Here is a 26,990-nt window from a genome sequence, read left to right as displayed (position 1 = left end):
TAACAGAGGCCCCAAACGCCCCCATCAAAACCATCTGCCTGTCCCTTATCGGGCTGAAGCGGGTTGAAAGGCCTCGGCAGCCCAATCGGTCAGCACAATCACCTCGTCCGGTTCCGCCCCCAGCAGACGAACCAGACGCTTTTGAATCAGCGCATTGATCTGCTGGGTCAAACTATCGGCTGGCACGTATTCCATCTGGTTTACCAACTCTTGCCGGGACAGGTAGCCGTGCTGACTCAGCATGCGCAAAATGCGAAGCTGATCCGGCTGCAAGCCCAATAAAACCTGTGCCACGGAACGCTCATGGGGGCCGGGCCCAGCAGACGGGGCGGCTGGCTTGGCAAACAAGGCCTTGGCGTTAGAGGGGGAAGAAGAAGCCACAGAGGCAGAGGCTGTGGAGGCAGCGACCGGTTGCGCTGCGGGACTCTTCGCTGGGGATTGAACAGACTTTTCCGGCCCCGACTGGCTTCCCCCCGTGGATACCGATTGCGAAGCGGGCACCGATTGCGGAGCAGATGCCGATTGCTGCCTAGGGGCCTTTGATCGGGCGGGCAGAGAAGACGGGTTCAGGGCAGCCTGCGACGAGGGCACTGAACCCTCGTGCTGGTGATTCGGATTGTCTTTCCCCTCTGCCAATGCCGAGAACTGAGCAGCCATCTTCACAGGGTCAGCCGGAGACACTGCCCCTGCCTTGGGCAAGGCGGCATTTTTCGCATCGGCAGCCGATTCATTGGCATCCGCTAGATATTGAGGGTAGTGGCTCTGAATGGCTTCATGGATATAAGCCAGTCGCTCACTGCCGCCGGGATGGCTGGAAAAGAAATTGGCCACGGGCCCAGAATCGGCGGCCCCTTTCAGAAGTAGAGACTCCATAGCCAGGGGGTTGTACCCGGCTTTGGTCATATACTCCAGGCCCACCAAATCCGCCTCTTTCTCATAGGGCCGGGAGATGGGATCGGTCAAGGCAATGCCATTTCGATGCATTTTTTTAATCCCCGCAGCGCCCACGATGAACACCGGCGCGGCCAGCCCCGCCGTGGCAACGGAAGCTGCCGTTCCGCCCACCGTATAGGCCGTCCATAAAGCCGTTTTGGCCGCCCATCGCTTAGGCACGATTTTACCGGTATGCCGCTTGGTGATATGGGCGATCTCATGAGACAGCACGGCGGCCAGTTCATCATCGCTCTCCATGACATCCAGCATGTCCTTGTAAATAATCACTGTATTGGGGCCGCCGAACCGGCTGGCAGAGGCGTTTCGGATATCCAGCCGACTGGCCAGGAATTCAATGCGATCGGGAATGCCGTTGGCGCTTAAAATGCGCTGACCGACCCGAAACACCTTTTTCTCAAACGAGGGCCGATTCCATAAGGGATCTTCCTCCCCTTCGGCCCAAGCCCCGGGACAAGCCCACGCACATAGCCAACCCCAAAGGTAGAGCAACGCCATTAATACCAAACGAGAACGATTCAAGGTCACAGGTTTCCACGCAATCAAATTTCTAACTGACCCAATTTATCTTAGAAAACGACGATTAATTTCATCAATTGACTTTATCCAAATTGCCCCCTTCAGTAAACCGTACTATCTTCGGTTTTCCAAAAAAGCCCCTACCCAAAAGCTATATTGAGAATTCCTCAGGGATCCAACCCTTCGGCTGAACGCCCTTCCCCGGCCAAAGCCGCCTCATGGACAGATGCCGTGACCCGTTTACCGTTCAGGGCAATGACCCGAGCGGGAATCCCAACCACAGTGGCCTCAGCGGGAACGTCTTTAATCACCACCGAACCAGAACCGACCTGGGCCCCCTGGCCCACGGTGATATTGCCCAGCACTTTTGCTCCCGCCCCGATCACCACGCCATTTTCCAGAGTCGGATGGCGTTTGCCCCGCTCCCTACCGGTGCCCCCCAGGGTCACCTGCTGATACAGGGTCACATCATCGCCAATCACGGTGGTTTCCCCAATGACCACCCCCAGCCCGTGATCAATAAAAAAGCGCCTTCCGATGCGGGCGGCGGGGTGTATCTCAATACCGGTCAGAAAACGGGCCACATGAGACCCCAACCGTGCCAGCGTGGTCAGGCCCCAGCCCCATAAGCCATGATTCAAGCGGTGCAGCCAGATGGCATGCAAGCCCGGATAGCACAGAAACACTTCCAGACGGGTGCGAGCCGCCGGATCTCGCTGCAAAACCGTCTCAATGTCTTCAAGAATAAACATAGGGCCTTTCATCATCAAGTCGGATAGAACCATAAAACCCCTGAAGTCCGCTTGCGTGCGCTAGACTCTATTATGCCAAGATTTGGCGATTGACAAAAGGGGATGCTTTTTGTCTACTAGTACGACATCAATTCAAGCTCGATGTACACTGAGCCAGTCTGTTTAGTTCAAACAGTTACCAGGATTTACAGCATGTTATTTATCCAGCTGAACGCTTTGAATCACACCCGACGCCAGCGCCGATCATCAGTGCGTGGCGAGCGCTCAAGCTGAGTTGGAAACATAAAAAATAACCAGTCTTCAGATTGAATCCCCGTCACCCACTTGCCAAAGCCCGTAACGGGGATTTCTTGTATCAACCCGAAAAACAATCGCAAAATAACGCACAAAATCAGCGTCTTTTGACTTAATAAGCACACACGCCATCAAGGACACCCGTCATCCAATGACACCCACCCTGTACCCACAACCGATTCCGCAGGAGCCCCGGGCATTGCCCCTGGGAACCTATCGGCATGATGTGGCTTACACGGGCGCTTTGAAATCATGTCAGGTTCTGCCCTTGGGCAGCTACCGGCACGACGTGGCATACACTGCCGCCTTGAAGTCAAGCCAAAAGCAAGCCCTGGGGAACTACCGGCACGATGTGGCATACACTGCCGCTCTGAAATCCGGTTCTTTCTCCGGTGCGATCTCCCTGCAAGGGGGTATCAGCTTCGGGATTGCCACAATTGAACAGTTAAACACTGGTGCTGAGCGTTGCTTGGCACCAGTTGTTTTTGGAATGGGGATGCGGGCTGCACGGATCGAGCCAGAAGAGGTGGCGGCATGATCAACCTCTTCGACAAGCGGATCAACGGTTTCCTGACCAAGATGGACGACAGCACCTCCATGGTGTCCCTGGCCTTGCGGGACAGCGTGGAGAGCAGCGGCCGGACTTACATGGAGTACAAACGGGACCCGCACGGCGGCCGGGAGCGGCTGATTGAAGAAGTGGCCACCACGGTCATCTGGGGCTTTGGCATCAACTGGATGAAAAAGTTTTACGACTACCTGGCCAAAGATGTCATGAAGGCTATTGCGCTGCCGGATATGGACATCGCCTTGCTGAAAAAGACCGAAGCGCCCCCGGCCAATCAATCATGGCTCAAAACCCACTTCAACCCGCCTTCGGCCCAAAGTCTGGTCAATACCAAAGGCCACCTCAGCGACCGGATCGGCAAGTTTACCGAGGCCGTTCACAAGCACTCCGGCCAACGGATTTACGACAACTTGCTGGATGTTATTGGCAACCAGAGCAAAAAAGCCCGCTACAACCGCTCCAACCTGCTGAAGTTTGGCTTTGCCACCCTGATTCCGGTGGTGGGTATCGCCGTGGGCATTCCCACCTTTAACCAGTGGCTTACCCGGAAAAAACTGGAAAAAACGGGGCAGGCCAGGCCACAACAAACCCCTCAGCAGACCCCTCAGCCACTCCAGGGCTGGAACACGCATAAAAACGCAGCTCCTGGCTTCAACCGTAGTCCGGTTCAGCCAGCCGCCGTCGCTGCCCCCTACCCTATGGCCGCCGGAACCTTTAGCGCCCCACTGAGCGCCAACGGGCCAAGTGGGGCAGCCTTCAATGGCCCAGCCCCCGTAAACAACCCCTTTGGTCTAGCCACGGCTTCCGCCACTACGGCCTTTGGCCAGCTGCCCCCTGCCCGTCCGGGTCTATCTGGCACTGCCCCCACGGCGGTTCGCTTTGGCGGACTGCTGGATGCGCCTGGCAATCTGGCCGCCGCCCTCTTGCAAAACGAACGGGCCAACACCTTGCTGGTGGATCAAACCATCAGCGGCGGACGGGTGATTAAGGCCCGGAATTGGCAGGAGCGGCTCGAAATCGCCTTCCGGGAAGTGAGTATCATTGCTTGCCTGTACTGGGGACAGCAGGCCTTGCAAAGTTTCTTTATCAACAAGCTGGGTAAAAACAGCCACAGCCAACTGAGTTTTGACGTCACCAAGCACCTGCGGGACAAGTTTTTGCTGCCCAACGGCCCATTGACCGCTCAGCACTTTGCGGATCAATACCGCAATCATCTGGATGACCTGGCCAAGGCCATGGATCTGGGCGACCATAAAACATTACTGAATACCCTGAAGAACGCCAGCAATCCGCAGGCGCAATACCAACTGGATCAACAGTTCACCGAAGCCGTGTTGAAGCACTTCGAGCAGAAAAAACCGACCCCCAATTTATTTTTGGATTTGGCCAAGGAATGCCACTGGATTCCCACCTTTGACGGTCAGGCTTCCAGCAGCGCCAGAAGGCAAAACGCCGTTAAAAAATGGGTGCAAGACGCGGGCCAGAATGTCAAAACCGTATTCAGCAAAGCACCGGAGCAATACGCCCCCCAAGCCGGAAAATTTCTGGACTTGACCAAGAAAATCAACTCAGAGGCCATGTTCGGATTTATTCAGAGCATGGAGAAGGCCTTTGTCTCCGAAGGGCTGGAACAAGCGCCCCAAAAACTGGAAAAAGTCCTGCAGAAATCCATTCGGGGTCGGGCCGGTGCCTGGTTGGCCTCCAACGCCGTTTGCACCCTGCTCTTGTCTTACATTATTCCCAAGGCCCAGCACTACATGACCTACCGGATGACCGGTAAAAACTACTTCCCCGGCGTGGAAAAAAACGCCTGAACCCGCACCCCTCAGCGCTGTGAAAACATTCGGTGAGGCAGCCCTCCCAACCCGTTTGTAACTGTTTGAGTACAGCGAGTTCAAAAAGAATGCCGGGCACACTGGCCGTCAGCGCTCTGTATTTTGTTTGAGCTGCACGGAGTTTTACAAACGGGTTGGGAGGGCAGCCTCACCGGAACAAATATCGAGGCCTGAAGCGAGTGGCTTCCCAAGCCCCGTACCGGAAAGCCGCAGAGTCGGTATTCTCTCTTTAATAGTACGGCGGCCTAAAGCCCTGAGGACTCCAATAGCTTCCTCCAGAGCCCATGGTGGGAGAAGCCCCCTTAGGGAGTGTAGCATCCAGGCCCCACTGTCCCTCAGGTTTGGTCCACTGATACCCGGCGTAGGCCACACCGCCAATCCCGGCGAGCCCAATGGTCAGGGCCGCCCCGGTCACCGCCGGGGAGCTGGTGAAGGCCTCCTTGGTTCGGGCGCTGGCTTTTTTCAGGGCTTCACTGGTGGCTGCCCATCCGCCACTGGCCTTCTTTTTCAGTCCTTCCCCAGCTTTTCTCAATAAGCCGGATACATTCAGCGATAGCATTTTATCAATCCCCGTTCAACCTGACCTGACTTGATTTAACCCTTTCGACTGATTCAATATTGACTGAGGAATTCAGCGTGTCCCCGCTCCGTCTCTGGGTAAAGCACCCGGGCGAGTTGGACAACGGTCTGCAGACAGTACCCACTTTTCGCGAGACCCAAAAGCCGCTCCCAAAAGCCGCTCAATGTAAGGGTCGAGAGGCTTTTGGGCAAGAGCGTTATCCCAAGCGATTTATCCGTTGGCTATGCCGTTAGATATAGTTGGGGAGGGAGCCGGGCACCCCGAAACTGCCGGAGGCGGCGTAGGGATCGTATGGGCTGGCCGCCGGCGCAGGGGCCGGTGCTGGCGCGGGTGCCGCTTCCGCGGAACCACCACCCCCGGAGAACATGCTGGTGAGCGCATTGAGGCCCAGGGTGCCCACCAGGGTGCCGCCAATGGTTTGCACCAACCCATTCGAGAAAAATCCGCCCTTTTTGGGTTCTGCCGCTTCCGGGGCAGTATCAGCCACTGCGGACGCCTTGGTGCCGACCGTAATATCATCCTTGGCTTTACCCAGCTTGGACAAATCCTGTTTATGGTCCATTTTATCCAATAGGGCTTTATCTTCAGGTTTCAATTCAGCCTTCGGCTTTGCGGTAGCAGATCCCACTGGTGTTTGGCTGGCCCGTTGGGGCCGCATGGCATCTTGTCTGGATAATTGTGATTTAGGCTTTGCAGCTTGAGGCATATCAACGGGCTTTACGATTGGTTCAGTATTGGAAGCCACTTTCCTTTGAGACTTACCTAACCGGGATAAATCCTGCTTGGTAGAAATTTGATCCAAGAGCGCCTTATCCTCACGTACAAGCTCGGCCTTTAAGTGACTCTGGGGCTTAATAGAGCTTCCTGTAGTGATTCCTGTATTTTTGCCTTTACCCCATAGCCCTAAAAAACCACTTTTGACCGAAGACCCTAGTCCTTTGAGGCCTGATAAAACCCCGCCACTTTTACCGGCAGCTTTGGCGACGCCATCAGCGCCCGCTTTACTGAAAAGTCCTCGACCAAACCCTTTGATTGCAGCAAATGCCATAAAAAAATACCCCCATTTCGAATAAATCTTAATTACCCAATGTCTTAAATCACCTTGGCGTATTGGTTTAAGCCTTTTTGGAAAACCCATCGAACAGCCCGGTGACCAACGTAGGGCCCACCGACCACAACACGGCCTGTCCAAACTCTGACCCCATTAATTTCTTGGCTTTGGAAAAAAATCCACCTTTAGTGGCAGCGCCAGCCGCTTTGTTGACAGGATCTGCCACTTTGCCAGCCGTTTTTGCGGCACCACCGAAAAGTCGTCCAATAGCTCCCAGCATATACATTTCCCCCATCTGTCATTAAATTCATCGATATCCCACTATTGTGATGTCCGTCTATCCGAAACTTCCAAAGCCCGAAGATTGACTGACGCCAGCCCTAATACCATCCCCATTTGACAATCCCTACTGTTCTGATTGCTTAAAAACAATCAAAAAGCTTTTTATTTGAAAATATAAATAACTCTTTACAAAACCCGTTGAAAGAACACTCGAACTCTGACCTTAAAATACTTCCACTTCGGAGTGATCGGCCAGCATGTATTTATGGCTTTGCTGCGGTTGAGCGGACTTGAGGATGCGGCACCCCTTGCCTAGCAGGCTCTGCTCAATCTTCCCGGGGACCCCCTGGATCACGCATTCCTCCAGCACCACGCTGTTTTCCAGATGACAATCGCTCAACCGACACCCAGCCCCCACACTGGTATAAGGGCCAATGGTCACATTCTCCAGCGCGCAATTTTCCCCAATGATGGCGGGCCCGGTCACTTGCACGTTCTTCAGCACCGCTCCCGCCCCCACCTGCACCGCACCGGAGAACCGACAAGCGGCGTCGGTAATGCCCTGAATAGCGGCTTGGGCGTATTCGCCCAGCACCACGGTGTTGGCCGCCAATAAATCGTCTTTCTTGCCGGTGTCCAGCCACCAGCCCGCATGCACCCGGGAATGCACCGTGCGCCGATCGTCAATGAGCTGCTGGATGGCATCGGTAATTTCCAGCTCCCCCCGCCAACTGGGCTGAATCTTGGCGATGGCCTCAAAAATGGAGGCCGTAAACAGATAAACCCCCACCAGCGCCAGATCCGATTGGGGCGCTTTCGGCTTTTCCACCAGCCGAAGCACCTGCCCATCCGCATCCAGTTCGGCCACCCCAAAAGCGGAAGGGTTGGGCACCTGCTTCAGTAAGATGGAGGCGTGATAGCCAGCCTGCTTAAACTCGGCGATGTGACTGCCCAGATCGGCGTTAATCAGGTTGTCGCCCAGGTACATAATAAAATCATCGTTCCCCAGATAGGGTTGGGCGATTTTGACCGCATGGGCCAGCCCCGCCGGTTCATCCTGCAAAATATAGGTAGTACGGGCGTCCGGCTTCAGCCAGCCTTGCAGGGAGGCTTGAATATCCGCGCCGGTTTCCGGGCTGATGATCACCCCAAAATCCCGAATACCCGCCTGATACAAGCCATCCATGGCGTAGTGCAGAATGGGCTTGTTGGCCACCGGTACCAACTGCTTGGCCATAGCGTAAGTCAGGGGACGCAGCCGGGTGCCCTTGCCCCCGGCCAGAATCAGGGCCTTCATGGACGAAGCGGGTTGAGGTTGTGCGGACATGGGCCACTGATTCCTTTCCAAAAATCCGAGACCGCCAGCCATTCGACACGGGTGGAAATTGTTCGCTCGGGATTACGACTTAGGGCGGATTTTACAACAGAACGCAGCAAGCGGAAAGCGGTGTACCATCCAATGGAAATTTTTTGCAGAGGCGAGGCGAACTGAAACAGCACCCACAAGCGGTTGCGGTGAAAATAATACTGGGTCATCAGGCTTTTACGCCCGGTGGTGGCCCCTTCCTTGTGATAGACCCGGGAGCGGGTGCAAAGCGTCAGCGGAAAACCCCGCCGGGCAAAGCGCAGAGAAGCCTCTCCGTCCTCAAAGTACAAGAAGTAGGATTCATCCAGCAAACCGGCCACCCGAAAGGCTTCGAGCGGAATCAACATGCTGGCCCCGCTCAGGGTCTCCACCCGCATGCCATCGGAAACCACACTTTCCGCATACCCCCGGGTGCTACCGGTCCACCACTGAAAACGGGTTCCAGCCTGTTGATACCGCCCATCGGGATACAGCAACAGCGAACCGGCAATGCCGCCGGTTGTTTGGGCCTCTTCCACCAGCGTGGTCAAGGCGTCTGGAGCCACGGTGGTATCGTTGTTCAGCAGCCACACAAAACCCGGCTGCCCCTCCCCCACTTCCGCCAAGGCGGCCTGAATCCCCAGATTGTTGCCCGCGCTGAAGCCGCCGTTCTGGGGTGATTCGATCAAGTGAAAACTCCCCGGCATCGCCGACAAGCGGGCCTTCAGGCGAATCACGGAATCATCGGGCGAGGCGTTATCCACCACGATAATGCGGTAATGGGGGTACTCCAACCTCTGAAGCGAATCCAGACAGGCCAGCGTGTCATCGGTTCCCCGATAATTCAACAGCAGAATGTAAACCGGAGGATGGCTGGGCATGGGGCTAATTCACGGCCTGGTTTAAATCGCTCAAAATGGCCTGCAAATCAATCTGATGCACCCGGCTGGTGGCAAACAGGTTCTCATGCTCCAGGGCCTTGTAGCCTGCCACGTGCAAGCCGTACTTGGCAAACACGGACTGGGTTTGAGGGTACTGGGCCAGAATCTCGGGGATACTCATACTGTCGGTTATGGGCGCTTTGGGGCTCACGGGGAAACTTCCTCCATCAAACTATCCATCCAGACTTCGCCGGTACTCTCATCAATATGATGGCCAGACGGCGACCGGGAGCCAGAGGCGCCAGCGCCGCGCGGGGCGAAACAGGCCTTGACCGCATCGGCCAGAGTGGCCACCGGCAGAATTTGCAGATCCTGGGGAATGCCGGTGGGGGGCAATTCCATACGGGGAATTAACATGCGCTCAAAGCCAATGCGGGCCACTTCCTGCAAGCGGTTCTGGCACTGGCGCACCGGGCGAATCTCCCCGGTCAGGCCGATTTCCCCGGTGACCACCGTCCCCCCAATCACGGATAAATTACGGGCGCTGCTGATAATGGCTACGGCCACGGCCAAATCCGCCGCCGGTTCATCAATACGCATGCCGCCCACCACGTTCACGTACACATCCTGCCGGGAAAAATCCAGTCCCAGCCGACGCTCCAGCACGGCCACAATCTGGTGCAGCCGGTTATATTCAATGCCATTGCCCACCCGCCTTGGCGTAGCGTAAGCGGATTGCCCTACCAGCGCCTGAATCTCCACCAGAATGGGGCGACTGCCTTCAATGGTAGCGGCTACCACGCTGCCCGGCTGATTACCGGCAGCACCCAGCATACTCTGGGACAAGAACAATTCGCTGGGGTTGGCGATTTCCCGCAAGCCCTGCTCGGCCATTTCAAACACCCCGATTTCCTGGGTGCTGCCAAAGCGGTTTTTCACCGTGCGTAAAATGCGCAGGTTCTGATATTTATCGCCCTCAAAATACAAAACGGCATCCACGGTATGCTCCAGCAACTTGGGGCCGGACACCGTGCCTTCCTTGGTCACATGCCCAATCAGGAAGATGGGAATGTTCAGCGACTTGGCCGCTTCCATGAGGATGGCCGCGCATTCCTTGATCTGACTCACGCTGCCCGGCGTACCACTGACATCGGCGCAGTACATGGACTGAATGCTGTCGATGATCACCAAGTCCGGGCGGGCCTGACGAATGGATTCCAGCACCTGCTGAATGTTGGTGAGGGCCAGAATGGAAATGGCCTCAGTCGCCACGGCCAGCCGTTCCGCCCGGGTTTTAATCTGGTAAGGCGATTCCTCACCGGCCACGTACAGCACAAACTTGCCCTGCAGCCCCACGTGAGAGGCCATTTGCAGCATCAACGTGGATTTACCAATACCCGGGTCGCCACCCACCAGCACATAACCGCCGGGCATAATGCCGCCGCCCAGCACCCGATCCAGCTCCGGGAAGCCGGAGGAATAGACCTCGGCGTTTTCCAGCGCCACATCGGCCAAACGCACAATGCGGGGCGTGGCTGTTTCAGCGCCGCCACCCACCAGGGTGCGGGTACGCAGGGTATCAGTCTTCGGTTTCACCAGGCTGACCTGCTCCTGAAAGGAGCCCCATGCCTGACACTCCGGGCAACGCCCCAGATAGGAAGGCGCCGAAGCCCCGCACTCGTTACACAGATAACTGGTCTTGTTCTTGGCCATGCTCCCTATTGTAATACGGGCCGACCCATTACAGGAACCACTCGGTGTAAAATGGCCGAGCGAAGGCTAGGGTGGTCAGAATCGAACAGCGCCGGAACGAAGCGTTGCGCCCATGACCGCTTTAATAGCCGTAAGTGTCGTCATATTCATTGAGAATGACCACACTTTGCAGAGAGGGCGAGGGCAATACGGTCTCCTCGGCCTCCAGTTCGGCGTTGGGCGTCACAATTTCCAGATAGCGCTGATACAGGCGATCCGCTTCAGTCAGGGGAATCAACCGCTGTGGGCGAGTGGCGTAAGCGTTGCTTTTGGGACTCATAAAGACCGGCACGTCCCCCGCCACCTCATCCGCCTGCGGATCGACCAGGAACTCAAACTCCTGGGCCAGAACAGTCGACTCGAATGATTCGCCCGATTCAGATGATTCGTCCGATTCGGATGATTCGTCCGACTCCGATGACAGGTCTTCGACCTCAGATACCAGCGCCGGGAAAAGTTCGATTCCCGTTAACCGGCGAAGCGTCAGACCCTCCGGCACAATGACCACCTCTGACTCCGTTTCCGCCAGTTGCGTGTAGGGCTCATACGTCTTTGGCTCAACCGATTCTGGCTCGTGCGTGTCCGGCTCATGTGTATCCTGCTCAGCCGGGCGGCTCAAGTCGGCATGGTCTCCGGCCTCACTGGCCGACAATCCATTGGCAGCAAGCGCTGTAGCGGGCTGGGACTGCACCGAATCGCTCACGTCACCAATCAGGGTAATGTGGTAGGGCGTACTGGCCAGAACCATCTGCCGACCCCGAATTTCCACCAGATGAAGCTCTTTGTCTTTCCCCAGCGAGGAGGTAAACAGCACGTTAAACGGCGGCGTCTCCTCAAGGGCCGGTAAAACCGCCTCTTTTTGCTGGCGGCGCAAATTCCGCAACCAGGAACCGGACGGGATGGCCCGCCGGCTGTTCAGACGGGCTTTAGCGCCGGTACGCTGGACAGTCTCTGCCACTTGCGGCAGTGATCCCCCGGGAAGTGTCACCGTTCCGCCCAACTCGGCATACAAATCGGGAGGGAACTCGGCTGCGGGCTCCGAAAGCTCCGACAGAGAAGAGGCGGGGAATGGATTCTGGATTTTGGCGTCCTTGCGTTTTAAATTCTCGAAAAAGGCCGGATACCGAGCCATCAGGCGGGGCAAAACAACCCTTGAAAAGCCCAGCAACAAGCCCAAAACCGCCAACAGGCCCACAGTGACCCGCACCAGCGCCTCTGTTGCCGCCCCGGACAAGGCGGGGGTCGATGAGAAATCCAGCGGCTGGGATTCAGGATCCAGCGTCAACGCCTCAGCCCGGGAGTCAGCCGGTACGGAGCCCGATTGCTGCGAATCGGCATTCAGCCAACCGGCAGGGACAGGCGATACGGGCACGCTGGCCGCGGGTTGCGGACCACCGGCTCCGCTGAGTTCCCTGACGTTCGCCCCCTCCATGGCACCCTCCGGGGAAGTGCGAGAAGTGGGGAGTTCCAGGTAGTAGCCCTCTTTCCCTTTGCCGGTGGTGGACGCCGCTGTCACAGCGGACTTGAGGGCAGAGTTATCGCTGGCTGACTTGCTGTTCGACGTTGCATTGGCCGGTCGGGCCGACAGATTGGCAATGGGAGCGGTGGTTCTGATTTCCTTGCTCACGGTTAAAATGGCCGACTGAATGCCGGGGATGGTCAAGGGAGCGTTTTTGAGATTTCGCTCGCCAGAGTCCGCAGTGCCCGTGGACTCGCTCCCCTCGGACAAAGCACTGTTTACGGCAACTGCTTTACTTTCCACCGGAAAAGCCGACGGATTGACGGCGGTCGGAGCAGGCTCAGCGAACGATGGCTGAAGCCCCCCCAGCACCAGGCCCAAGACAGTCACCAGGTAACAAACCGACCACGGCGTAAAAGTCCGTTTTTCCTGTGTAAGCTCAACACCCAACAATGGACTCATCTCATTCATTAATCCGCTCTCCAAAATCCGCATTTCCAACCTTCCTTGCCTCACCCGTCGCCACCACCACAGATTGTTCTGACCACTCCCAGCTATTATAACAGCTTCACAGCTATTGATTGTTTTTAAATACTATACTCAGTACCACCAATGGGGCAGATCACCATTTGCCCCGTGGCCAGCACAAAGCGGACCGCTTTCCCTTTGTTTCCACCGGTATCCGCTTTCTCAATGGCAAATCCCTGCTTGGACATGGCCGCCCGAATGGCCGTGGCGTTGCGGGCCCCAATATTCAGCATATTGCCGCCCCCGCCCCCGAAGTTGAACAACTGCGCCCCGCCCACCATGCGGACCACACTGGACTGCTTGTCCCCCCCGGCCTCTGAAAAGGCGTTTAACAGGGCAGGTACGGCCAGATTGGCATACTTGGCTGGCAGCAAGTCGTTTCCGGGCCCGGCCAAAGAACTCTCCGGCAGCACCACATGGGCCACCGCGCCCACTTTATTCTGCACATCGTAAACAGCGACCACAATACCCGTCCCAATGCCGGGCAACACAAAGATCAAACTCTTCTCGCTACTGGCTTTAATTTCGCCCAGCTCGACCTGTTCTGTACGTTGCATAGACATCGTCGCCTAGTTGTCCCCTGCAATACTCATCGACTCTGCCAAATCCTTGATAATGGGATTCAAATCAACCAGTTCACCGATCAGCTTTTCCAGATAATCCCCCTGAACATTGATTCCCACCCGCATCAGGGCATCGGCGTCCAGGCAATACATCAGGCCGTCATTGCCCGCGCCCTTGCCCACCATACTGGTCAAGGCGTCCGCCAGATGCACGATGGTGATCATCTTGGCCTCAGCGGGTTGCAAAGTGGGCGGCAACTTGACCGGTTTGTGGTGATGGCGGATGACATTGACCAAAACCGGCGGCAAATTCCACTTCTCGGCCACCCGAGTGCCCACGATACTGTGGTTAAAACCAATCACCCGCTCCTCGGCATCCAGAAAATCGATCCGCTCCCGGGTGGTCAGGGCTTCGATTTCGGCGTAATTGGCTCCCACAAAATCGCCCAGCACAATTTTCCCGATATCACGCAACAGCCCGCCGGTAAAGGCCACTTCCGGGTCGGGCAGGCGCTCCCGCTGGCCAATATGTTTGGCGTACACCGCACAGGTCAGGGAGTTGAACCACAAGTCCCCTTCAGAAAGGGAGTAACCCGGCACCGGGCGATCCAGAGCCACCTTGGCGATAATGGTGTAGACCATGCTCTTCAGGGTGGAATGGCCCAGAATGGCCACTGCTTCCTTGACCGTGGAAATACGACGGGAAAACCCGTAGGCCGCCGAATTGCAGAGCCTTAAAACCTGGCTGGTAAAGCTGGGATCGAGACGAATCACATCGGAAAGTTTCTCCGCGTTGGTCGCGCTTTCCTCCATCATCCGACTCACCCGCAAGGCCACCTGGGGTAACTGCGGAAGCTGCTCTACCTTGCCGATGATTTCTTGCAAAGAGACTTTGGGCATGGGTAGCCTTTTGGATACCTCACTTGGGGATTAAACTTTTGTATCTGTTAATAAATAGTGTATCGCTGAATTTAAACTTTGTGGGGTAGAGGGCTATAAAAAATCACCCCACTGGGTGAACCACCGTCCGTTGCCATACAGTATACAAACAATCCCAAACCCGATATAATAAAAAGCCTGCCCAGTCCTGTGTTTGAGCCGGTCAAAGTTTTCTGTCGCTTGCGCGGTAAGCCTGAGAACCCTTTTATCTACTGATCTCGTAATACTTCTATAAGTTTCTTTCCAAATCCGACCGGTTCATAAATAATAGGTAGCAGCGAACTTGTGGTACGCCCCCCATCCCGACGCCACCAGCAAGTCGACGCCCACGTGTTTAGAGGTAGCTCTCAACCGAGTTAGATTTTAGTTTTTTACTTAGGGGACAGGTTTATGGAATTTATGGATCACGGACATCATCATCAACAAGGGGAACCCAGCCTGTTCTCCGCCCACACCCCCCCGCCCAGGTTGAAGGCCTCTATCAAGGTCATCGGGGTTGGCGGCGGCGGTAGCAACGCGGTCAACCGTATGATTCAAAGCGGCATGAGCGGCGTTGAATTCTGGGTGATGAACACGGACGCCCAGGTCGTGGAAATGGCCGGCACCGACAAACGCCTGCAGTTGGGCCAAAAAATCACCCGTGGACTGGGTGCAGGTGGTAACCCTGCCATCGGTATGAAAGCGGCTGAAGAAAGCCGTGACGATATTATTTCCGCGCTGGAAGGCGCTGACATGGTCTTCATTACCGCTGGTATGGGCGGTGGAACCGGAACCGGCGCCGCTGCCGTGGTGGCGGGTATTGCCCGGGAAATTGGCGCCCTGACCGTGGCCGTGGTCACCCGTCCGTTTACCTTTGAGGGACGTCGTCGTCAGCAGCAGGCCATTCAGGGATTGGAAAGCCTGCGGGAAAACGTGGACACCCTGATTGTCATCCCCAACGACAAGTTGCTGGAAGTGGTGGAGCGCCGCACCTCCATGCAGGAAGCCTTCCGCATTGCCGATGAAGTCCTGCTGCGAGGCGTGCAGGGTATTTCCGACATCATTACCGTACCCGGCTTGATCAACGTGGACTTTGCCGATGTCAAAGCCATTATGAGCCTCTCTGGTTCCGCCATTATGGGTATCGGCAAAGGCTCCGGCGAAGGTCGGGCTCTGGAAGCCGCCCGCATGGCCGTCAACTCCCCACTGCTGGAAACCTCCATCGAAGGGGCCAGCGGGGTTATCTTCAACGTCACCGGGGGGCCGGACATGACCCTGCATGAAGTCAATGAAGCCGCCGAGATTATTTATCAGGCCGTGGACAAAGATGCCAACATCATCTTCGGTTCGGTGATTGATGAGCGCATTCAGGGTGAAATCCAGATCACGGTGATCGCCACCGGCTTTGAACTGAAAGCGCACCAATTGGGCCAACAATACGGCGACAGCGCCATTAAAAACCCGCTGGAAAGCCTGAGCCGGACCATGTCTCCCGGTTTAAACGTTGGACAGCCCGCCAGTGCCTCTAAAGCAGTGGCACCCAGCGTGCCTGGCGCTCAGGCACCCGGCTCGTTAATGCCTCCTAAGCTGGAAGAAACGCCCGGCTGGAAAAGCAGTGCCCCCAAGCCCAGTAGCTCCATGACGGAAGCAGCTCGTCGCTTGCTGGATTTGCCGGATTTCCTGCGTCCTAAGAAATAGGTTAAACGTGGATACACTTTCCCCCGCATTGAAAAATCTCAGCTCCAGGGTTCAGGCCCTGGAGCTGATGCCTGACGGCGTTCGGCTGCTGGATCAAACGGCCCTGCCCAACGAAGTGCGCTATCTCACCATTCGTACCGCCGGAGACATGGCAGACGCCATTGTCACCATGCTGGTGCGAGGGGCCCCTGCCATCGGCATCGCCGGGGCTTACGGGGTGGTACTCAGCGCTCGGGAATCGATTCAGAAGAGTTTATCTTTCAGTGACTTCAAGCGTCAATTGCTGGTCGATGTGGATCGTTTGTCCAAAACCCGACCCACGGCGGTCAATTTGTTTTGGGCCTTAAACGCTATGCAGGCGGTGATTGACGAACCCGCCGACATTGCCACTGAAGTGCTGGAGCGGTTAACGGCCAAAGCGCTGCAAATTCATCAGGAGGATTGGCAAGCCTGTCAGGCCATGGGCCAATATGGGGCCGCCCTGGTGCCCAAAGGAGCGGGCATTCTCACCCACTGCAACGCGGGGGCATTGGCTACCGGGGGCTATGGCACCGCCTTGGGGGTTATTCGTTCCGCCTATGCCAACGATCCCACCATCCGGGTCTATGCCGATGAAACCCGTCCACGCCTGCAAGGGGCCCGCCTGACCACTTGGGAACTGGTGGAAGATGGCATCCCGGTCACCCTGATTTCAGACAACATGTCCGGCAGCCTGATGCGGGATGGAAAAATTCAGTTTGTGGTGGTTGGCGCCGATCGCATTACCGCCAACGGCGATACGGCCAACAAAATTGGCACCTACAATCTGGCCATTATCGCTCAGGCCCATCAGGTACCATTCTATGTGGCAGCGCCGCTTTCCACCATTGATCTCAGCCTTGCCACCGGCCAGGAAATTCCCATTGAAGAACGGGACGCCAGCGAAATTTCTACCATCAACAACGAACTGATTTGCGCCAAAGGTGTGAATTTTTACAACCCCTCCTTCGATGTCACCCCCGCATCCTACATTGCGGGCATTATCACGGAAAAAGGCATAGCCCGACCCCCTTTTCAAGACAGTTTGGCCCAACTATTCAAAGCATAACAGGCTAAGACTAAGGGTTAAGTCTGGTTTTGGCTGACAAACTATGGCGCCTGCTAAAAGTTTTATTCAAACCATCAGAAGTGTGTTGTGAGGGCAGCTTTGCCATCCCTCTTCGGAATGATCTCAAACGAGGTCATTTGTCATTCCCGCGCAGGTAGGAATCCAGCTTGCAGAACTGACATTTGCTATCAAACGCCCTCAAGGCAAGGTTTTTCTGGATTCCCGCCTGCGCGGGAATGACCGATCAAAGCAGAGTGAAAAATTAGGCAGTAGCCGTCTGAAGCTCCACGGCGTGCAAACGACCGTCCTGCATGGCTGGTTCCAGGCACTTCATGACCGCCCGATGGCGATCCATAATGCCCACCCCGTCAAAGGCCGGGGTAACCACCCGAATGATAAAGTGATCGCTCATCCCGGTCTTATCCAACAGATCCACTTTGGCGTTGGGATATTCCGCCTGAATCAGCGTAGTAATCTCTTGCGGGGTAATCATGGTCATCATCTCCTAGGCGTGGGCCGCTTCAAACTGTTCAATCCAACTTAAATGGGACAGGGCGTAGCCAATGTCATCCAGCCCCTCCATTAGGCACTGCTTGCGATAGGGGTCAATCTCAAACGGCTGATCCGGCTGTCCCGGAATAGCCACCACCTGGCGGGGCAAATCAATGGAAACCGCCAAAGCAGGGTTGGCTTCCACGGCAGCCAGCAGAGACAAGATGACGGGCTCGGGCAAGGCAATGGCCAACAACTGGTTTTTGAGGCTGTTATTGCGGAAGATATCGGCAAAGGAAACCGCCAGAATGGCCTGAAAACCATAGTCTTTCAGGGCCCAGGGCGCATGCTCCCGGGAACTGCCACAGCCAAAGTTGTGGGCCGCCACCAGAATCTGTCCGCCAAATTTGGGGTTGTTCAGCACAAAATCCGGGTTGGGTTGGCCGTTGGAAAGGTAACGCAAGTCATAGAAGAGTTTTTCGCCCAAGCCCACCTTGGTGGTGCCTTTCAAAAATCGGGCCGGAATGACCTGATCAGTGTCTACATTGTTCTGGTTCAGGGGCACACAAGTGCTTTCAATACGAGTCAGTTGCTTGCTCATGGGGTTCAATCCTGTCTCTGCGTTAATTTTGACTCAGTTGACGAACATCCGTCAGTTTGCCCGTAATGGCGGCGGCGGCGGCCATGGGGGGACTGAGCAGAAAGGTTCGTCCGCCTTTGCCCTGACGCCCCTTGAAGTTGCGGTTACTGGTGCTGGCGCAGGCCTGACCGGCTTCAATCTGATCCCCGTTCATGGCAATGCACATGCTGCAACCGGGTTCTCGCCACTCAAACCCCGCCTCCAGAAATATGCGGTGCAGTCCTTCCGCTTCGGCCTGTCGCTTGACCGGGTAAGAGCCAGGGACCACCAAAGCACGAACCCCCGCGGCCACCTTGCGCCCCTGAGCAGTTTTGGCGGCATCCCGCAGGTCCTCGATACGGGAATTGGTACAGCTGCCGATGAACACCACATCAATGGGCGTTCCGGCAATGGGTTGCCCCGCCTGCAGGGCCATGTATGCCAGGCTTTCTTCAAGTTCCAGTTTGTCTTCCTCGCTGGCACACTGGGAAAGTTCCGGTACCGACTGGGAAATCCCTAAGGCCATCCCCGGATTGGTGCCGTAAGTGACCATGGGCTCAATGTCTTCGGCCCGCAGAGTGACCACAGCGTCATAGGAAGCGCCTTCATCCGTACGCAAGGACTGCCAGCGGGATACCGCCGCATCAAACTCGGCGCCTTGCGGGGCGTAAGGCCGCCCTTTGAGGTACTCAAAAGTCACCTCATCCGGCGCCACCAGCCCAGCCCGGGCTCCCGCTTCAATGGACATATTGCACAGGGTCATACGGCCTTCCATCGAAAGGTTGCGAATGGCGCTGCCGGTGTACTCCAGCACATAGCCGGTTCCACCACCCACCCCGATTTTGGCGATAATGGCCAGAATAATATCCTTGGCCGTAATGTGCGACGCCAGCGTGCCCTCTACCCGGATTTCCATGGTTTTAGAAGGTTGTTGCAGCAAACATTGGGTGGCAAAAACTTGTTCAATCTCACTGGTGCCAATGCCAAAGGCCAAGGCTCCAAAGGCCCCGTGAGTAGAGGTATGGCTATCCCCGCAGACAATGGTCATGCCCGGAAGGGTCAAGCCCTGTTCCGGGCCAATCACGTGGATAATGCCCTGCTGATCGCTGTCCAGCCCAAAGAAGGTAATGCCCTGTTCCCGGCAGTTTTGCTCAAAGGTGGCGATTTGCCCGGCGGCTTCAGGATCGGCAATGGGTAGTTTGCGATCGGTGGTGGGAATGCTGTGATCCACGGTGCCAAAGGTTTTATCGGGCCTGCGCAGTTTCAGATTGCGATCCCGGAGGCCCTGAAACGCCTGAGGGGAGGTCACCTCATGAATCAGGTGACGATCGATGTACAACAGGGTGGGAAAGCCTTCGGCCTGATGAACCACATGGGTGTCCCAGATTTTTTGGTACAGGGTTTTGGGCGAATTGGACACAAGTAAAACTCCTGATTGAACCAGTTAGAAAACAACACGGGAGATGGGGCCTCGCTGAATGCTTTTATTTTAGCGCAAGCCCGCCGCCACTCAAGGGTTCCTTGCAAAGACGGCCCGGGGCAGGCTCGGCCCAGCCCCTGAAAAGCCTGCGCTCGGGAAAGCCAGCGCCCTAAGGCTCGACAAAACGCCAGAGAAACTTTTATGATGGGGGCTCGTCTCTACTGTTTTATGGAATGAATTGTGCGGGAAGTAACAGGACCATGAAAATGCAAAAGAAACTGGGTATCGCCCTCCTCGTCCTCACGGTTGTCGGGCTTAGCGTGAGTAAAGGCTTTTTAAGCGCCTGGGCCGCCAGTAAACCGACTCTGGTTGTGTTTACCGCCAACTGGTGCGCCAGCTGCCGGGAAGTGGTTCCCATCACCCGGGATATTGCCTCCCAAAACAATCTGTCCATCACTGAAATTGACGTCGATTCCGCCACCGCGCCCAAGCAAGCCGAGGGGTTGGGCCTCAGCATGCCGCACGATGAGCCGCCTCAGGTGTTTCTGGTGAACAAAGGGCGTGCCTCGTTAATTTATAACGGCAAAGCCTACAAATTTGGCTATCAGGACGCCGCCCGCTCTATGATTCTTCAGAATCTTCAGGGCTCTCTGTAACAATCTGGGGCTTCAGGAAGTTGATATTGCGGGCCTCGTGCATGGATAAACGAGCCTCCCGAAAGGCTTCCTTGAAGCGCTCATCGATGTCGGAGCGTTCCACCAACTTGTCCAGGGCCCGGGGGTTCAGCTTGAAAATGCGCTCGCATACACCCGCTTCGGTGGCGATTTCCCAAATCTGTTTCTCGTTGTAACTGTAGGAACGCCGGTAGTTGAACACCATCACCTCACCGGTGGAGGCTTCCACGGGGGCCCCGCCGTTCTGGAAGTACATCTTGAAAATGTCTTTCAAATCGCTCATTTCCGCCTGCAGGGACTGGCTGGCCTTTTGCATGCGGATGTAACGCTCCATCAGGTAGGGCACGTTTTTCAGTTGGGACAACTGCCAACTGAACTTCTGCTCGTACAGGGCCCGCAATCTGGGGTAGACCTTGGCCAGGCACATGGCATCATCCAGGGCCCGGTGTACCACATCTTCGTTGTAGCCAAAGCGGCGCAGCAAGGCGTTCAGGCCATGAGACTGTTCATCGGGGAAGACGGAGCGGTACATTTCAAAAGTATCAATCCGGTGATTGACGAAGCGCTTGCCGTAAGTGGCCTTCATGGCCTCGTTGATAAAGCTGTAGTCAAAAATGGCGTTGTGGGCCACAAAGGCGTGATCCCCCACAAATTCCAGAAACCGGGGCAACACCTCCTCAATGTTGGGGGCGTCCTGCACCATTTCCTCGGAAATATTGTGAATGAGGAAGCTGGAATGCCGAATGGGCTTCTGCGGATTGACCAGACTGGAAAAGGTTTCAACGATTTCCGTACCCTGCATTTTGACGGCGGCAATCTCAATCAGCTTTTCGCACTTGTGATCCAGACCGGTGGTCTCGGTATCCAGAATAATAATGGTGTCATCCGGCTTTACGGCTTCCAGCATGGCTTCGGTCAAGGTAAGATCCTTTTCAAATTTCATCTTACTGATATCGGGCTGATCTCAGGGTTAATACAGGGAAACGGTTGACGAAGCCAAGCCAAAGACCAGTGAGGTTGAAAAAGCCTGACCTGCGCCACACGCAATTCGACCTGGCGTTTGCACAAAAAACGCGCTCGCGAATTTCCACCCTCTAATAGTAATTGCAAATCCCCTACTAGAACAAGTGCCAGCACAAGTTGCAGAACAGGCCTTTCAAAACGCATCGCCTGCCCTCAGCCATCCGCAGCCCGTTGCCACACCGGATTTATACCCCCTTCAGGCAGATTCCGCCCTTGGCCCTGAGAGCGGATGGGGTATAATAAAACCACTTTCGACTCCTGTGTCACCGTCACCGGCTCCCGAGAGTTCTCCCCCCTGACAGAATATCGAGTCCAGGCATGATCGGCGCGTCTCGCAACATTATGGAAACCCGAAAATCAGTTGAATTCGGCAACGTCACCCGCATCGGCCTGATTGCCGGTGAGGGCCTGCTGCCTCGTTACGTCGCTAAAAATGCCCGCATTCAGGGCATCGAGGTGGTTCCCTTTATTGTGGGCAAGGACAATCCCAAACTCCGGGATCTCTGCAAGCACAAGGGGCACCGCATTGTGCCCGGTCTGGTCAGGCGAACCCTCGATTTAATTACCCAGGAACGCATTACCCACCTGGTATTTGCCGGAAAAGTGGACAAGTGGGTGCTGCTCAAGGATCCCCGGATTGATGACATTGCAGTGGAAGCCATCCGCCAGTACGCCCGGCTGAACGATGACGCCGTGATGCTGTGGATTATCGAACAGTTGGAACAGCGCGGCATACAGGTTCTACCCCAGGCCGATTTTTTAAGGGAACTGTTCCTGCCGGAAAAAATCCTGACCGAACGGCAACCCACCGAAGCCGATTTGAGAGACGCCCGTTACGGCTTTGAAATGGCCAAGGAAATGGGGCGTCTGGACATCGGGCAAAGCATCGTGGTCCACTCGGGCATGATTCTGGCCGTGGAGGCCATTGAAGGGACTGACGAGTGCCTGAAACGGGCCGGTAAGCTCTCCGGCAAAAAAGGCGGGGTGGTCATTAAAGTGGCCAAGCCCGATCAGGATCAACGCTTTGACATACCCACCGTGGGGCTGCGCACCCTGAAGACCATGCGCAAGGCGGGCCTGCACATGCTGGTCACCGAAGCCAACCAGACCCTCTATCTGGAGCCTGAGGAGATGGAAACCTACGCCAATCGCCACAACATGATCATCCTTTCCACGCAAGATCCACGCCATGACAGGTAATCGCCTCTTCCTGATTGCCGGGGACTATTCCGGCGATATTCACGCCGCCAAGGTGGTCCAGGCCTTGCAGGCCGAACAGCCGGATGTGGTCATCGAAGCCGTAGGAGGGCCGCACCTGAAAGCGCTGGGCGTTCCCCTTCTCAGCGATCAATCCAAAATGGGCCGGGTGGGGTTTGGAGCGGTGCTGGGGGCGCCCTATCATTTCTGGCTGGGGCAAAAAATTCTTGGGCGCTTGCAGGACTTTCAACCGGACGCCGTTCTGCTGATTGATTACGGGGGCTTCAACCTGTACATGGCCGCCAGGCTCAAAAAACGGGGATACCGGGTGTTTTACTTCATCCCCCCGCAAGTGTGGGCCACCCGCCCGGGACGCATCAAAAAAATCAAGGCGTCTGTCGACCACGTGTTCTGCATTTTTCCCTTTGAGAAAGACCTGTACGAGTCGCACGACATTCCGGTCACCTATGTGGGTCACCCGTTAATAGGCGAACTGCCCCCTCCGCCGGACAGAACCGCTTTTTGCCAGACTCAGGGACTGAGGCCGGAAGACCCCATTGTGGCCCTCATGCCCGGCTCTCGCAAACTGGAAATCGACTACCTGCTGCCCGCCATCATCGGCAGTCTGCCTCGTCTGCGGCGGGAACAGCCCAAGGCGCAATTTGTAATGGCTCAGGCGGGTTCCCTGAGTGACGACTTTTTTATCCCCCGCCTGGAAGCCGCCTGGCGCAAAGCGGGCGGCCAGGGCCTTCCCCCGGTCACCCTGCTGAAAAACCAGAATCACGCCCTGCTGGGGGTAGCCGACCTGATGATTGCCGCCTCCGGCACGGTCACCCTGGAAGGGGCTTTATACAACACCCCCATGATTTTGATGTACAAGCTGCACCCCCTGATTTATCAAATCGCCATCCGGTTAATGCAGTTGCCCTGTATGGGATTGCCCAATATCCTCACCGATATGGAACGCCCCATGGTGCCGGAGCTTTGGCAGGATCAGGCCAATCCAGACCGCATCAGTCAGGCCGCCTTACCCTTGTTTGATCCGCAGTCGGAGCAAGTGCAGCGGCAACTGGCAGGCTTTGCCCACATCCGCCAATCCCTGAGTACCGGCGGTACGCCCCGGAACGTGGCCCAAGGCATTCTGAAATTGCTGCAACAGCAGCCCCATCCGCAGGCAAAGGAGAACCCCTTACTGTCCGCGACCTGAATTTGCGCCTGCAATGCCAGAACCAGCCTGCTGTGAAGGACCGGACGTACTGGTGGTACCATCGCCCAACTGGTCAGCCACCCCTTCTTCGTATTGCTCCTGAGCCGCTTGGGGGGCCTCGATAACAACCCCGTCACTGGCGTTTTGGGAAACATCGCTGAAATTGGCTACCTGTCCGGTCAGTTGGCTCACCAGATCCTTCACTCCGGCGTCTTTGAGGGCCCCACTGGCCAAAGCCTCCTGATACAATTCTTTCAGGATATTCAACTCGGCCCCGTTGGCGTTCGCATCCGGAACCAATGGGTTTCCATCCCCGCTGGTGTTCTCCTTCCAGCCAATCATTTCCGCCAACTCAGCCACCGTGTAACTTTCACCTTCCAGTTGCACCTGCATGGCCAGTAGCGCCTTATTATCAAGACCGACTTGAGCCATAGCGGTCTCTATGGCCTTTTGGATGCCTGCCAACTTCAGCGCCTGCTGGGCCAAAGCATCCAGATTGGCCGCTTCTTCCTGGGTCATTTTACCTTCCCCCACGGCCTTTTCCGATAGTTTTCTCAAATTCTTGTAGGCCTCGGCGGTGTTGCCGCTGGTGCCAACCGTTTGCGTAGTGGGCGCCCCGAATTCCAATCCGGTGTCAATGGTTCGCCCATCCGTGCTTTTCACATCCATAAGTTGGTCAAGCCCTTGGACCATGCCTGATAAGCTGGAAACCACTCCCCGGACGCCCATGTCGGCTTTGATAACCAAAAAAATATCTTTTAAATACCCACCCAGTAAGAACCACAGACCAACCGTGGCCACCAGAACGGAAGCACCCACCAGCGTGTACTCCATGGATGTGTTCCCCCGCCGGGCCGTCGCCCGGTGAACGGTCACGGGTTGAGCCGAGCCATGCGGTTTCCTGGGATCGGGCGCTATCATCAAGGCGTTCACTCGTTTCTTACCGACTCTGAATGGTATCGGCCCCTTTAAACATTCTCTTGAGTGCTTCGTTACAAATTTTATACAATCAGCCTGCAAAAAAGACTCAGACAAAACAGGAGAGCAGGCAACTAAAGTGTGTTAACAACCTGTCCTGAATCTGTTTTTATTCCGCTCAAACTCTGGCAATCTCAAATTGTCAGGCCTTCCCAGCCAGCGCCCCCAGACTCAATCATCATGGTCACACACAGCATCAGCGGCCCATCATAAAAATCTCGAATGCTTGCTGCCCCACTTGAGCGATAAAGTCAGACACCTCAGGATCGTTCAGAATGCCGCTTTCCTGGACGGCCGCATCCAGTTCTTTGTTAATATTGGCGTTTTTATCCGAGACGGCCTGACTTTTAAGGGTATTGGTATATTTTTTAGCCAGATCCGCGTACAGTTTACCTGTATCCGGTTTATAAGGCTTGTAGGTGTTTAACAATAAGCTTGCGTAAGCCGCTTCCGCACTCTCATAAGAACCATTCGAGTCTTTATAAGCCTCCCCATAAACCTGCTCTAACTTATATTGGTCAATCCCCCCACCAGGGCCGCTGTAAAAATTCAATTCATAAAGTTCCCCATAAGACTTCATATAAGCATCAAATGCCTCCTTAGCAGCAAAAGCGCATTCTGCGGAATAAAGCATCTGCTTGACCAGTTGACGCAACAAATCAGCCTGTGCTTCCGTCATGGTGCCTTTTTTCAGAGAGCGATCGATTAATTCCTGCAAGGCTTTGTAAATTTCCGCATGGGCCTCGTTGCCGTTTCCCCCCGCAGTCATCACGGTTGGCGTCGGTTCAACGGGCTCAGGGACGAGAACATCCAGGGCTGCTGGGGGCAGCACACTGGGCGGTTCTTGCTGCCCCAAAGGTGAAGCGTTGGCCATGGAGACCTGCGCCAACATGTCCGACTTGACCATCACCAATGCCTGTTTCAACCCGTTGCCCAGCAAAAACCACAACCCAATGGTAGCCACCAGCACCACCGCCCCAATCAGCCCCATTTCAGTGGCCGTAGAGCCCAAACCGGCAGCCCGTTTACTGAAACCCACCCTGTGAATCCGGGCATTACCCACCCACCGGGTTGTGAAACAATCCTTTAGCATTCAGGCTGCGCTCTTGCCTTGCATTATGCAAAAGTTATCGGAAGCGGCACCCTAAAACTGAAGCAAATGTTAAAAAAATTAATAAGCCGCTTCACAATGCCTTCAAACCGGCGCTCAGGCTGAGTGAGACAGAACGCCTGTCAAAAGTAGCACTCTGTCGCCACCCGTTTTTTTCACTTGCAAATACGGCAGCCTTCAATTCTCTGGACCAAGCCAGCCAGCGCTACCGAAATCACGCATCACTACACAGGGCAGTCTCATCCCTCTGTAGTATCAGCACCCCAAAGATCGATTTTCTCGTAAGATTCAAACCAGAGTGTATCAATAAAATAAACCACCTCGGGATCATCTAAAAGTCCGTTTTCCACAGCCGCTGCCTCCAATCCACTAAAAATTATCAAGGTTTCATGTGTACGCTGCAGGGCTTCTTGAAGAGTTGTATATTTTTTAGAAAGAGATTCAGGCGATTCATCAAAAACAGCAGAATAATCGTCCAATACGTTCCGATATGCCGCTTCAGCTTCCTCATAAGACCCTGTTTTTTGGTAAACTTCCTCATAAGCAGATTCGGCTTCGTAAATGGCCGTAAACCCCTCTGTTTCAATAGACCCTTCAAAATAAAAAGGAAAAAAATAAACAGAGTATGCTTTATCCCAGGCACTTAGTGATTCGAAGTAATGCTGAGCTGCCTTAATATACTTGCTCAGCAAATCCGCCTGCGCTTCCGTCATGGTGCCTTTTTTCAGAGAGCGATCGATTAATTCCTGCAAGGCTTTGTAAATTTCCGCATGGGCCTCGTTGCCGTTACTCCCCGCAGTGACCACGGGGGCCGTGGGCTGTACAGGATTTAGAATACCCTCGCTCTGTCCCGGCTGACCGCCTTTCCATTGCGCTACAAACGCATCGGGGGATAGCCCATTGGCAGTGGCCACCTGAGTCACCATATCCTTCCGTACAAAACTAAAGGCATACTGCAAGGCCTCCCCCAGGAAAAACAGGAACGTAAGACTGGCCACCAGCACCACCGCTCCAATCAGCCCCATTTCAGTGGCCGTAGAGCCCAAACCGGCACCTCGTTTCCTAAAAACCGCCCTGTGAATCCAGGCATTACCCACCCACCGGGTTGTGAAACAATCCTTTAGCATTCAGGCTGCGCTCTTGCCTTGCCTCATGCAAAAGTTATCGGAAGGAACAGGCCAGACTGAAGTAACCATTACGTAAAAT

At 55.4% G+C, this 26,990-nt stretch carries 24 protein-coding genes and 1 pseudogene; 7 read left to right on the top strand and 18 right to left on the bottom strand.

Annotated features, from left to right (window positions below; genetic code table 11):
* Positions 1–45 precede the first annotated feature (45 nt).
* Both DF283_RS09345 and cysE read right to left on the bottom strand, forming a co-directional pair.
* Positions 46–1,473 (bottom strand): M48 family metalloprotease, encoded by a 1,428-nt coding sequence (locus tag DF283_RS09345; protein ID WP_303674526.1) that lies wholly within the window; start codon positions 1,471–1,473, stop codon positions 46–48.
* A 251-nt stretch (positions 1,474–1,724) separates the two neighbouring features.
* A pseudogene (cysE, locus tag DF283_RS09340) lies at positions 1,725–2,222 on the bottom strand (serine O-acetyltransferase); the annotation flags it as partial.
* 445 nt (positions 2,223–2,667) lie between these two features.
* Here cysE and DF283_RS09335 point away from each other — a divergent pair.
* Complete coding sequence (locus tag DF283_RS09335) at positions 2,668–3,054, top strand: hypothetical protein (RefSeq protein ID WP_303674524.1); 387 nt, start codon at positions 2,668–2,670, stop codon at positions 3,052–3,054.
* The gene (locus tag DF283_RS09330; protein WP_303674523.1) at positions 3,051–4,898 is read left to right on the top strand and encodes a hypothetical protein; all 1,848 of its coding nucleotides are present in this window, start codon (positions 3,051–3,053) and stop codon (positions 4,896–4,898) included. The genes DF283_RS09335 and DF283_RS09330 overlap by 4 nt, the downstream gene beginning before the upstream one ends.
* A 250-nt stretch (positions 4,899–5,148) precedes the next feature.
* Here the strand turns inward: DF283_RS09330 and DF283_RS09325 are convergent, their stop codons facing one another.
* From DF283_RS09325 to DF283_RS09285, 9 genes are all read right to left on the bottom strand, one after another.
* On the bottom strand, positions 5,149–5,478 hold the full coding sequence (locus DF283_RS09325; RefSeq protein WP_303674522.1) for a hypothetical protein: 330 nt from the start codon (positions 5,476–5,478) through the stop codon (positions 5,149–5,151).
* A gap of 250 nt (positions 5,479–5,728) precedes the next feature.
* Entirely contained in the window at positions 5,729–6,637 is a 909-nt protein-coding gene (locus DF283_RS09320) for a hypothetical protein (RefSeq protein WP_303674521.1), read from the bottom strand.
* A gap of 418 nt (positions 6,638–7,055) precedes the next feature.
* The gene (locus tag DF283_RS09315) at positions 7,056–8,129 is read right to left on the bottom strand and encodes a glucose-1-phosphate thymidylyltransferase (protein ID WP_443083012.1); all 1,074 of its coding nucleotides are present in this window, start codon (positions 8,127–8,129) and stop codon (positions 7,056–7,058) included.
* A complete protein-coding gene (locus DF283_RS09310) occupies positions 8,126–9,058 on the bottom strand; it encodes a glycosyltransferase family 2 protein (protein ID WP_303674519.1) in 933 nt (310 codons plus the stop codon). The genes DF283_RS09315 and DF283_RS09310 overlap by 4 nt, the downstream gene beginning before the upstream one ends.
* Before the next feature lie 4 nt (positions 9,059–9,062).
* Positions 9,063–9,269 carry a hypothetical protein gene (locus DF283_RS09305; RefSeq protein ID WP_303674517.1) on the bottom strand — a complete coding sequence of 69 codons (207 nt, stop codon included), beginning with the start codon at positions 9,267–9,269 and terminating at the stop codon, positions 9,063–9,065.
* Positions 9,266–10,771 (bottom strand): DNA repair protein RadA, encoded by a 1,506-nt coding sequence (gene radA / locus DF283_RS09300; RefSeq protein ID WP_303674516.1) that lies wholly within the window; start codon positions 10,769–10,771, stop codon positions 9,266–9,268. The genes DF283_RS09305 and radA overlap by 4 nt, the downstream gene beginning before the upstream one ends.
* A 121-nt stretch (positions 10,772–10,892) precedes the next feature.
* Positions 10,893–12,764: a flagellar biosynthetic protein FliO gene (locus DF283_RS09295; RefSeq protein ID WP_303674515.1), complete on the bottom strand. Its 1,872-nt coding sequence runs from the start codon at positions 12,762–12,764 to the stop codon at positions 10,893–10,895.
* A 92-nt stretch (positions 12,765–12,856) separates the two neighbouring features.
* Positions 12,857–13,354 (bottom strand): chemotaxis protein CheD, encoded by a 498-nt coding sequence (locus tag DF283_RS09290; protein ID WP_303674514.1) that lies wholly within the window; start codon positions 13,352–13,354, stop codon positions 12,857–12,859.
* 12 nt (positions 13,355–13,366) lie between these two features.
* Positions 13,367–14,260, bottom strand: coding sequence for an HDOD domain-containing protein (locus tag DF283_RS09285; protein WP_303674513.1), 894 nt, complete (start codon positions 14,258–14,260; stop codon positions 13,367–13,369).
* A gap of 429 nt (positions 14,261–14,689) precedes the next feature.
* Between DF283_RS09285 and ftsZ the strand changes: the two genes are divergently transcribed.
* The gene (gene ftsZ / locus DF283_RS09280) at positions 14,690–15,976 is read left to right on the top strand and encodes a cell division protein FtsZ (RefSeq protein ID WP_303674512.1); all 1,287 of its coding nucleotides are present in this window, start codon (positions 14,690–14,692) and stop codon (positions 15,974–15,976) included.
* 7 nt (positions 15,977–15,983) lie between these two features.
* Complete coding sequence (mtnA, locus tag DF283_RS09275; RefSeq protein WP_303674511.1) at positions 15,984–17,063, top strand: S-methyl-5-thioribose-1-phosphate isomerase; 1,080 nt, start codon at positions 15,984–15,986, stop codon at positions 17,061–17,063.
* 262 nt (positions 17,064–17,325) lie between these two features.
* On the opposite strand, the gene DF283_RS09270 is transcribed toward mtnA, so the two are convergent.
* Genes DF283_RS09270 through leuC form a run of 3 tightly spaced genes read right to left on the bottom strand, consistent with a single transcriptional unit; the run spans position 17,326 to position 19,594 of the window.
* Positions 17,326–17,556, bottom strand: a complete 231-nt coding sequence (locus DF283_RS09270; RefSeq protein WP_303674510.1) for a BolA/IbaG family iron-sulfur metabolism protein — start codon at positions 17,554–17,556, stop codon at positions 17,326–17,328.
* A gap of 12 nt (positions 17,557–17,568) precedes the next feature.
* Positions 17,569–18,156, bottom strand: a complete 588-nt coding sequence (gene leuD, locus DF283_RS09265) for a 3-isopropylmalate dehydratase small subunit (RefSeq protein WP_303674509.1) — start codon at positions 18,154–18,156, stop codon at positions 17,569–17,571.
* A 22-nt stretch (positions 18,157–18,178) separates the two neighbouring features.
* A complete protein-coding gene (leuC, locus tag DF283_RS09260; RefSeq protein ID WP_303674508.1) occupies positions 18,179–19,594 on the bottom strand; it encodes a 3-isopropylmalate dehydratase large subunit in 1,416 nt (471 codons plus the stop codon).
* Between the two features lie 266 nt (positions 19,595–19,860).
* Between leuC and DF283_RS09255 the strand changes: the two genes are divergently transcribed.
* On the top strand, positions 19,861–20,250 hold the full coding sequence (locus DF283_RS09255) for a TlpA family protein disulfide reductase (protein ID WP_303674507.1): 390 nt from the start codon (positions 19,861–19,863) through the stop codon (positions 20,248–20,250).
* On the opposite strand, the gene DF283_RS09250 is transcribed toward DF283_RS09255, so the two are convergent.
* The gene (locus DF283_RS09250; protein ID WP_303674506.1) at positions 20,216–21,187 is read right to left on the bottom strand and encodes a 3'-5' exonuclease; all 972 of its coding nucleotides are present in this window, start codon (positions 21,185–21,187) and stop codon (positions 20,216–20,218) included. The two genes, DF283_RS09255 and DF283_RS09250, sit on opposite strands and share 35 nt — an antisense overlap.
* Positions 21,188–21,609: 422 nt before the next feature.
* Here DF283_RS09250 and DF283_RS09245 point away from each other — a divergent pair, with 422 nt between their 5' ends.
* Positions 21,610–22,491 (top strand): LpxI family protein, encoded by an 882-nt coding sequence (locus tag DF283_RS09245; protein ID WP_303674505.1) that lies wholly within the window; start codon positions 21,610–21,612, stop codon positions 22,489–22,491.
* Positions 22,481–23,695, top strand: a complete 1,215-nt coding sequence (gene lpxB / locus DF283_RS09240) for a lipid-A-disaccharide synthase (RefSeq protein WP_303674504.1) — start codon at positions 22,481–22,483, stop codon at positions 23,693–23,695. The genes DF283_RS09245 and lpxB overlap by 11 nt, the downstream gene beginning before the upstream one ends.
* On the opposite strand, the gene DF283_RS09235 is transcribed toward lpxB, so the two are convergent.
* The 3 genes from DF283_RS09235 to DF283_RS09225 all read right to left on the bottom strand — a co-directional run bounded on the left by DF283_RS09235 (position 23,678) and on the right by DF283_RS09225 (position 26,830).
* Positions 23,678–24,619, bottom strand: a complete 942-nt coding sequence (locus DF283_RS09235) for a hypothetical protein (protein ID WP_303674503.1) — start codon at positions 24,617–24,619, stop codon at positions 23,678–23,680. The genes lpxB and DF283_RS09235 overlap by 18 nt on opposite strands.
* Before the next feature lie 250 nt (positions 24,620–24,869).
* The gene (locus DF283_RS09230; RefSeq protein ID WP_303674502.1) at positions 24,870–25,766 is read right to left on the bottom strand and encodes a hypothetical protein; all 897 of its coding nucleotides are present in this window, start codon (positions 25,764–25,766) and stop codon (positions 24,870–24,872) included.
* A 257-nt stretch (positions 25,767–26,023) separates the two neighbouring features.
* A complete protein-coding gene (locus DF283_RS09225) occupies positions 26,024–26,830 on the bottom strand; it encodes a Flp family type IVb pilin (RefSeq protein WP_303674501.1) in 807 nt (268 codons plus the stop codon).
* Between the last annotated feature and the right edge of the window lie 160 nt (positions 26,831–26,990).

It is taken from the genome of Vampirovibrio chlorellavorus (assembly GCF_003149375.1).
Taxonomy (GTDB): Bacteria; Cyanobacteriota; Vampirovibrionia; order Vampirovibrionales; family Vampirovibrionaceae; genus Vampirovibrio; species Vampirovibrio chlorellavorus_B.
Note: the sequence above shows the minus strand (reverse complement) of the source record. Positions and strands in the feature narration are given on the sequence as shown.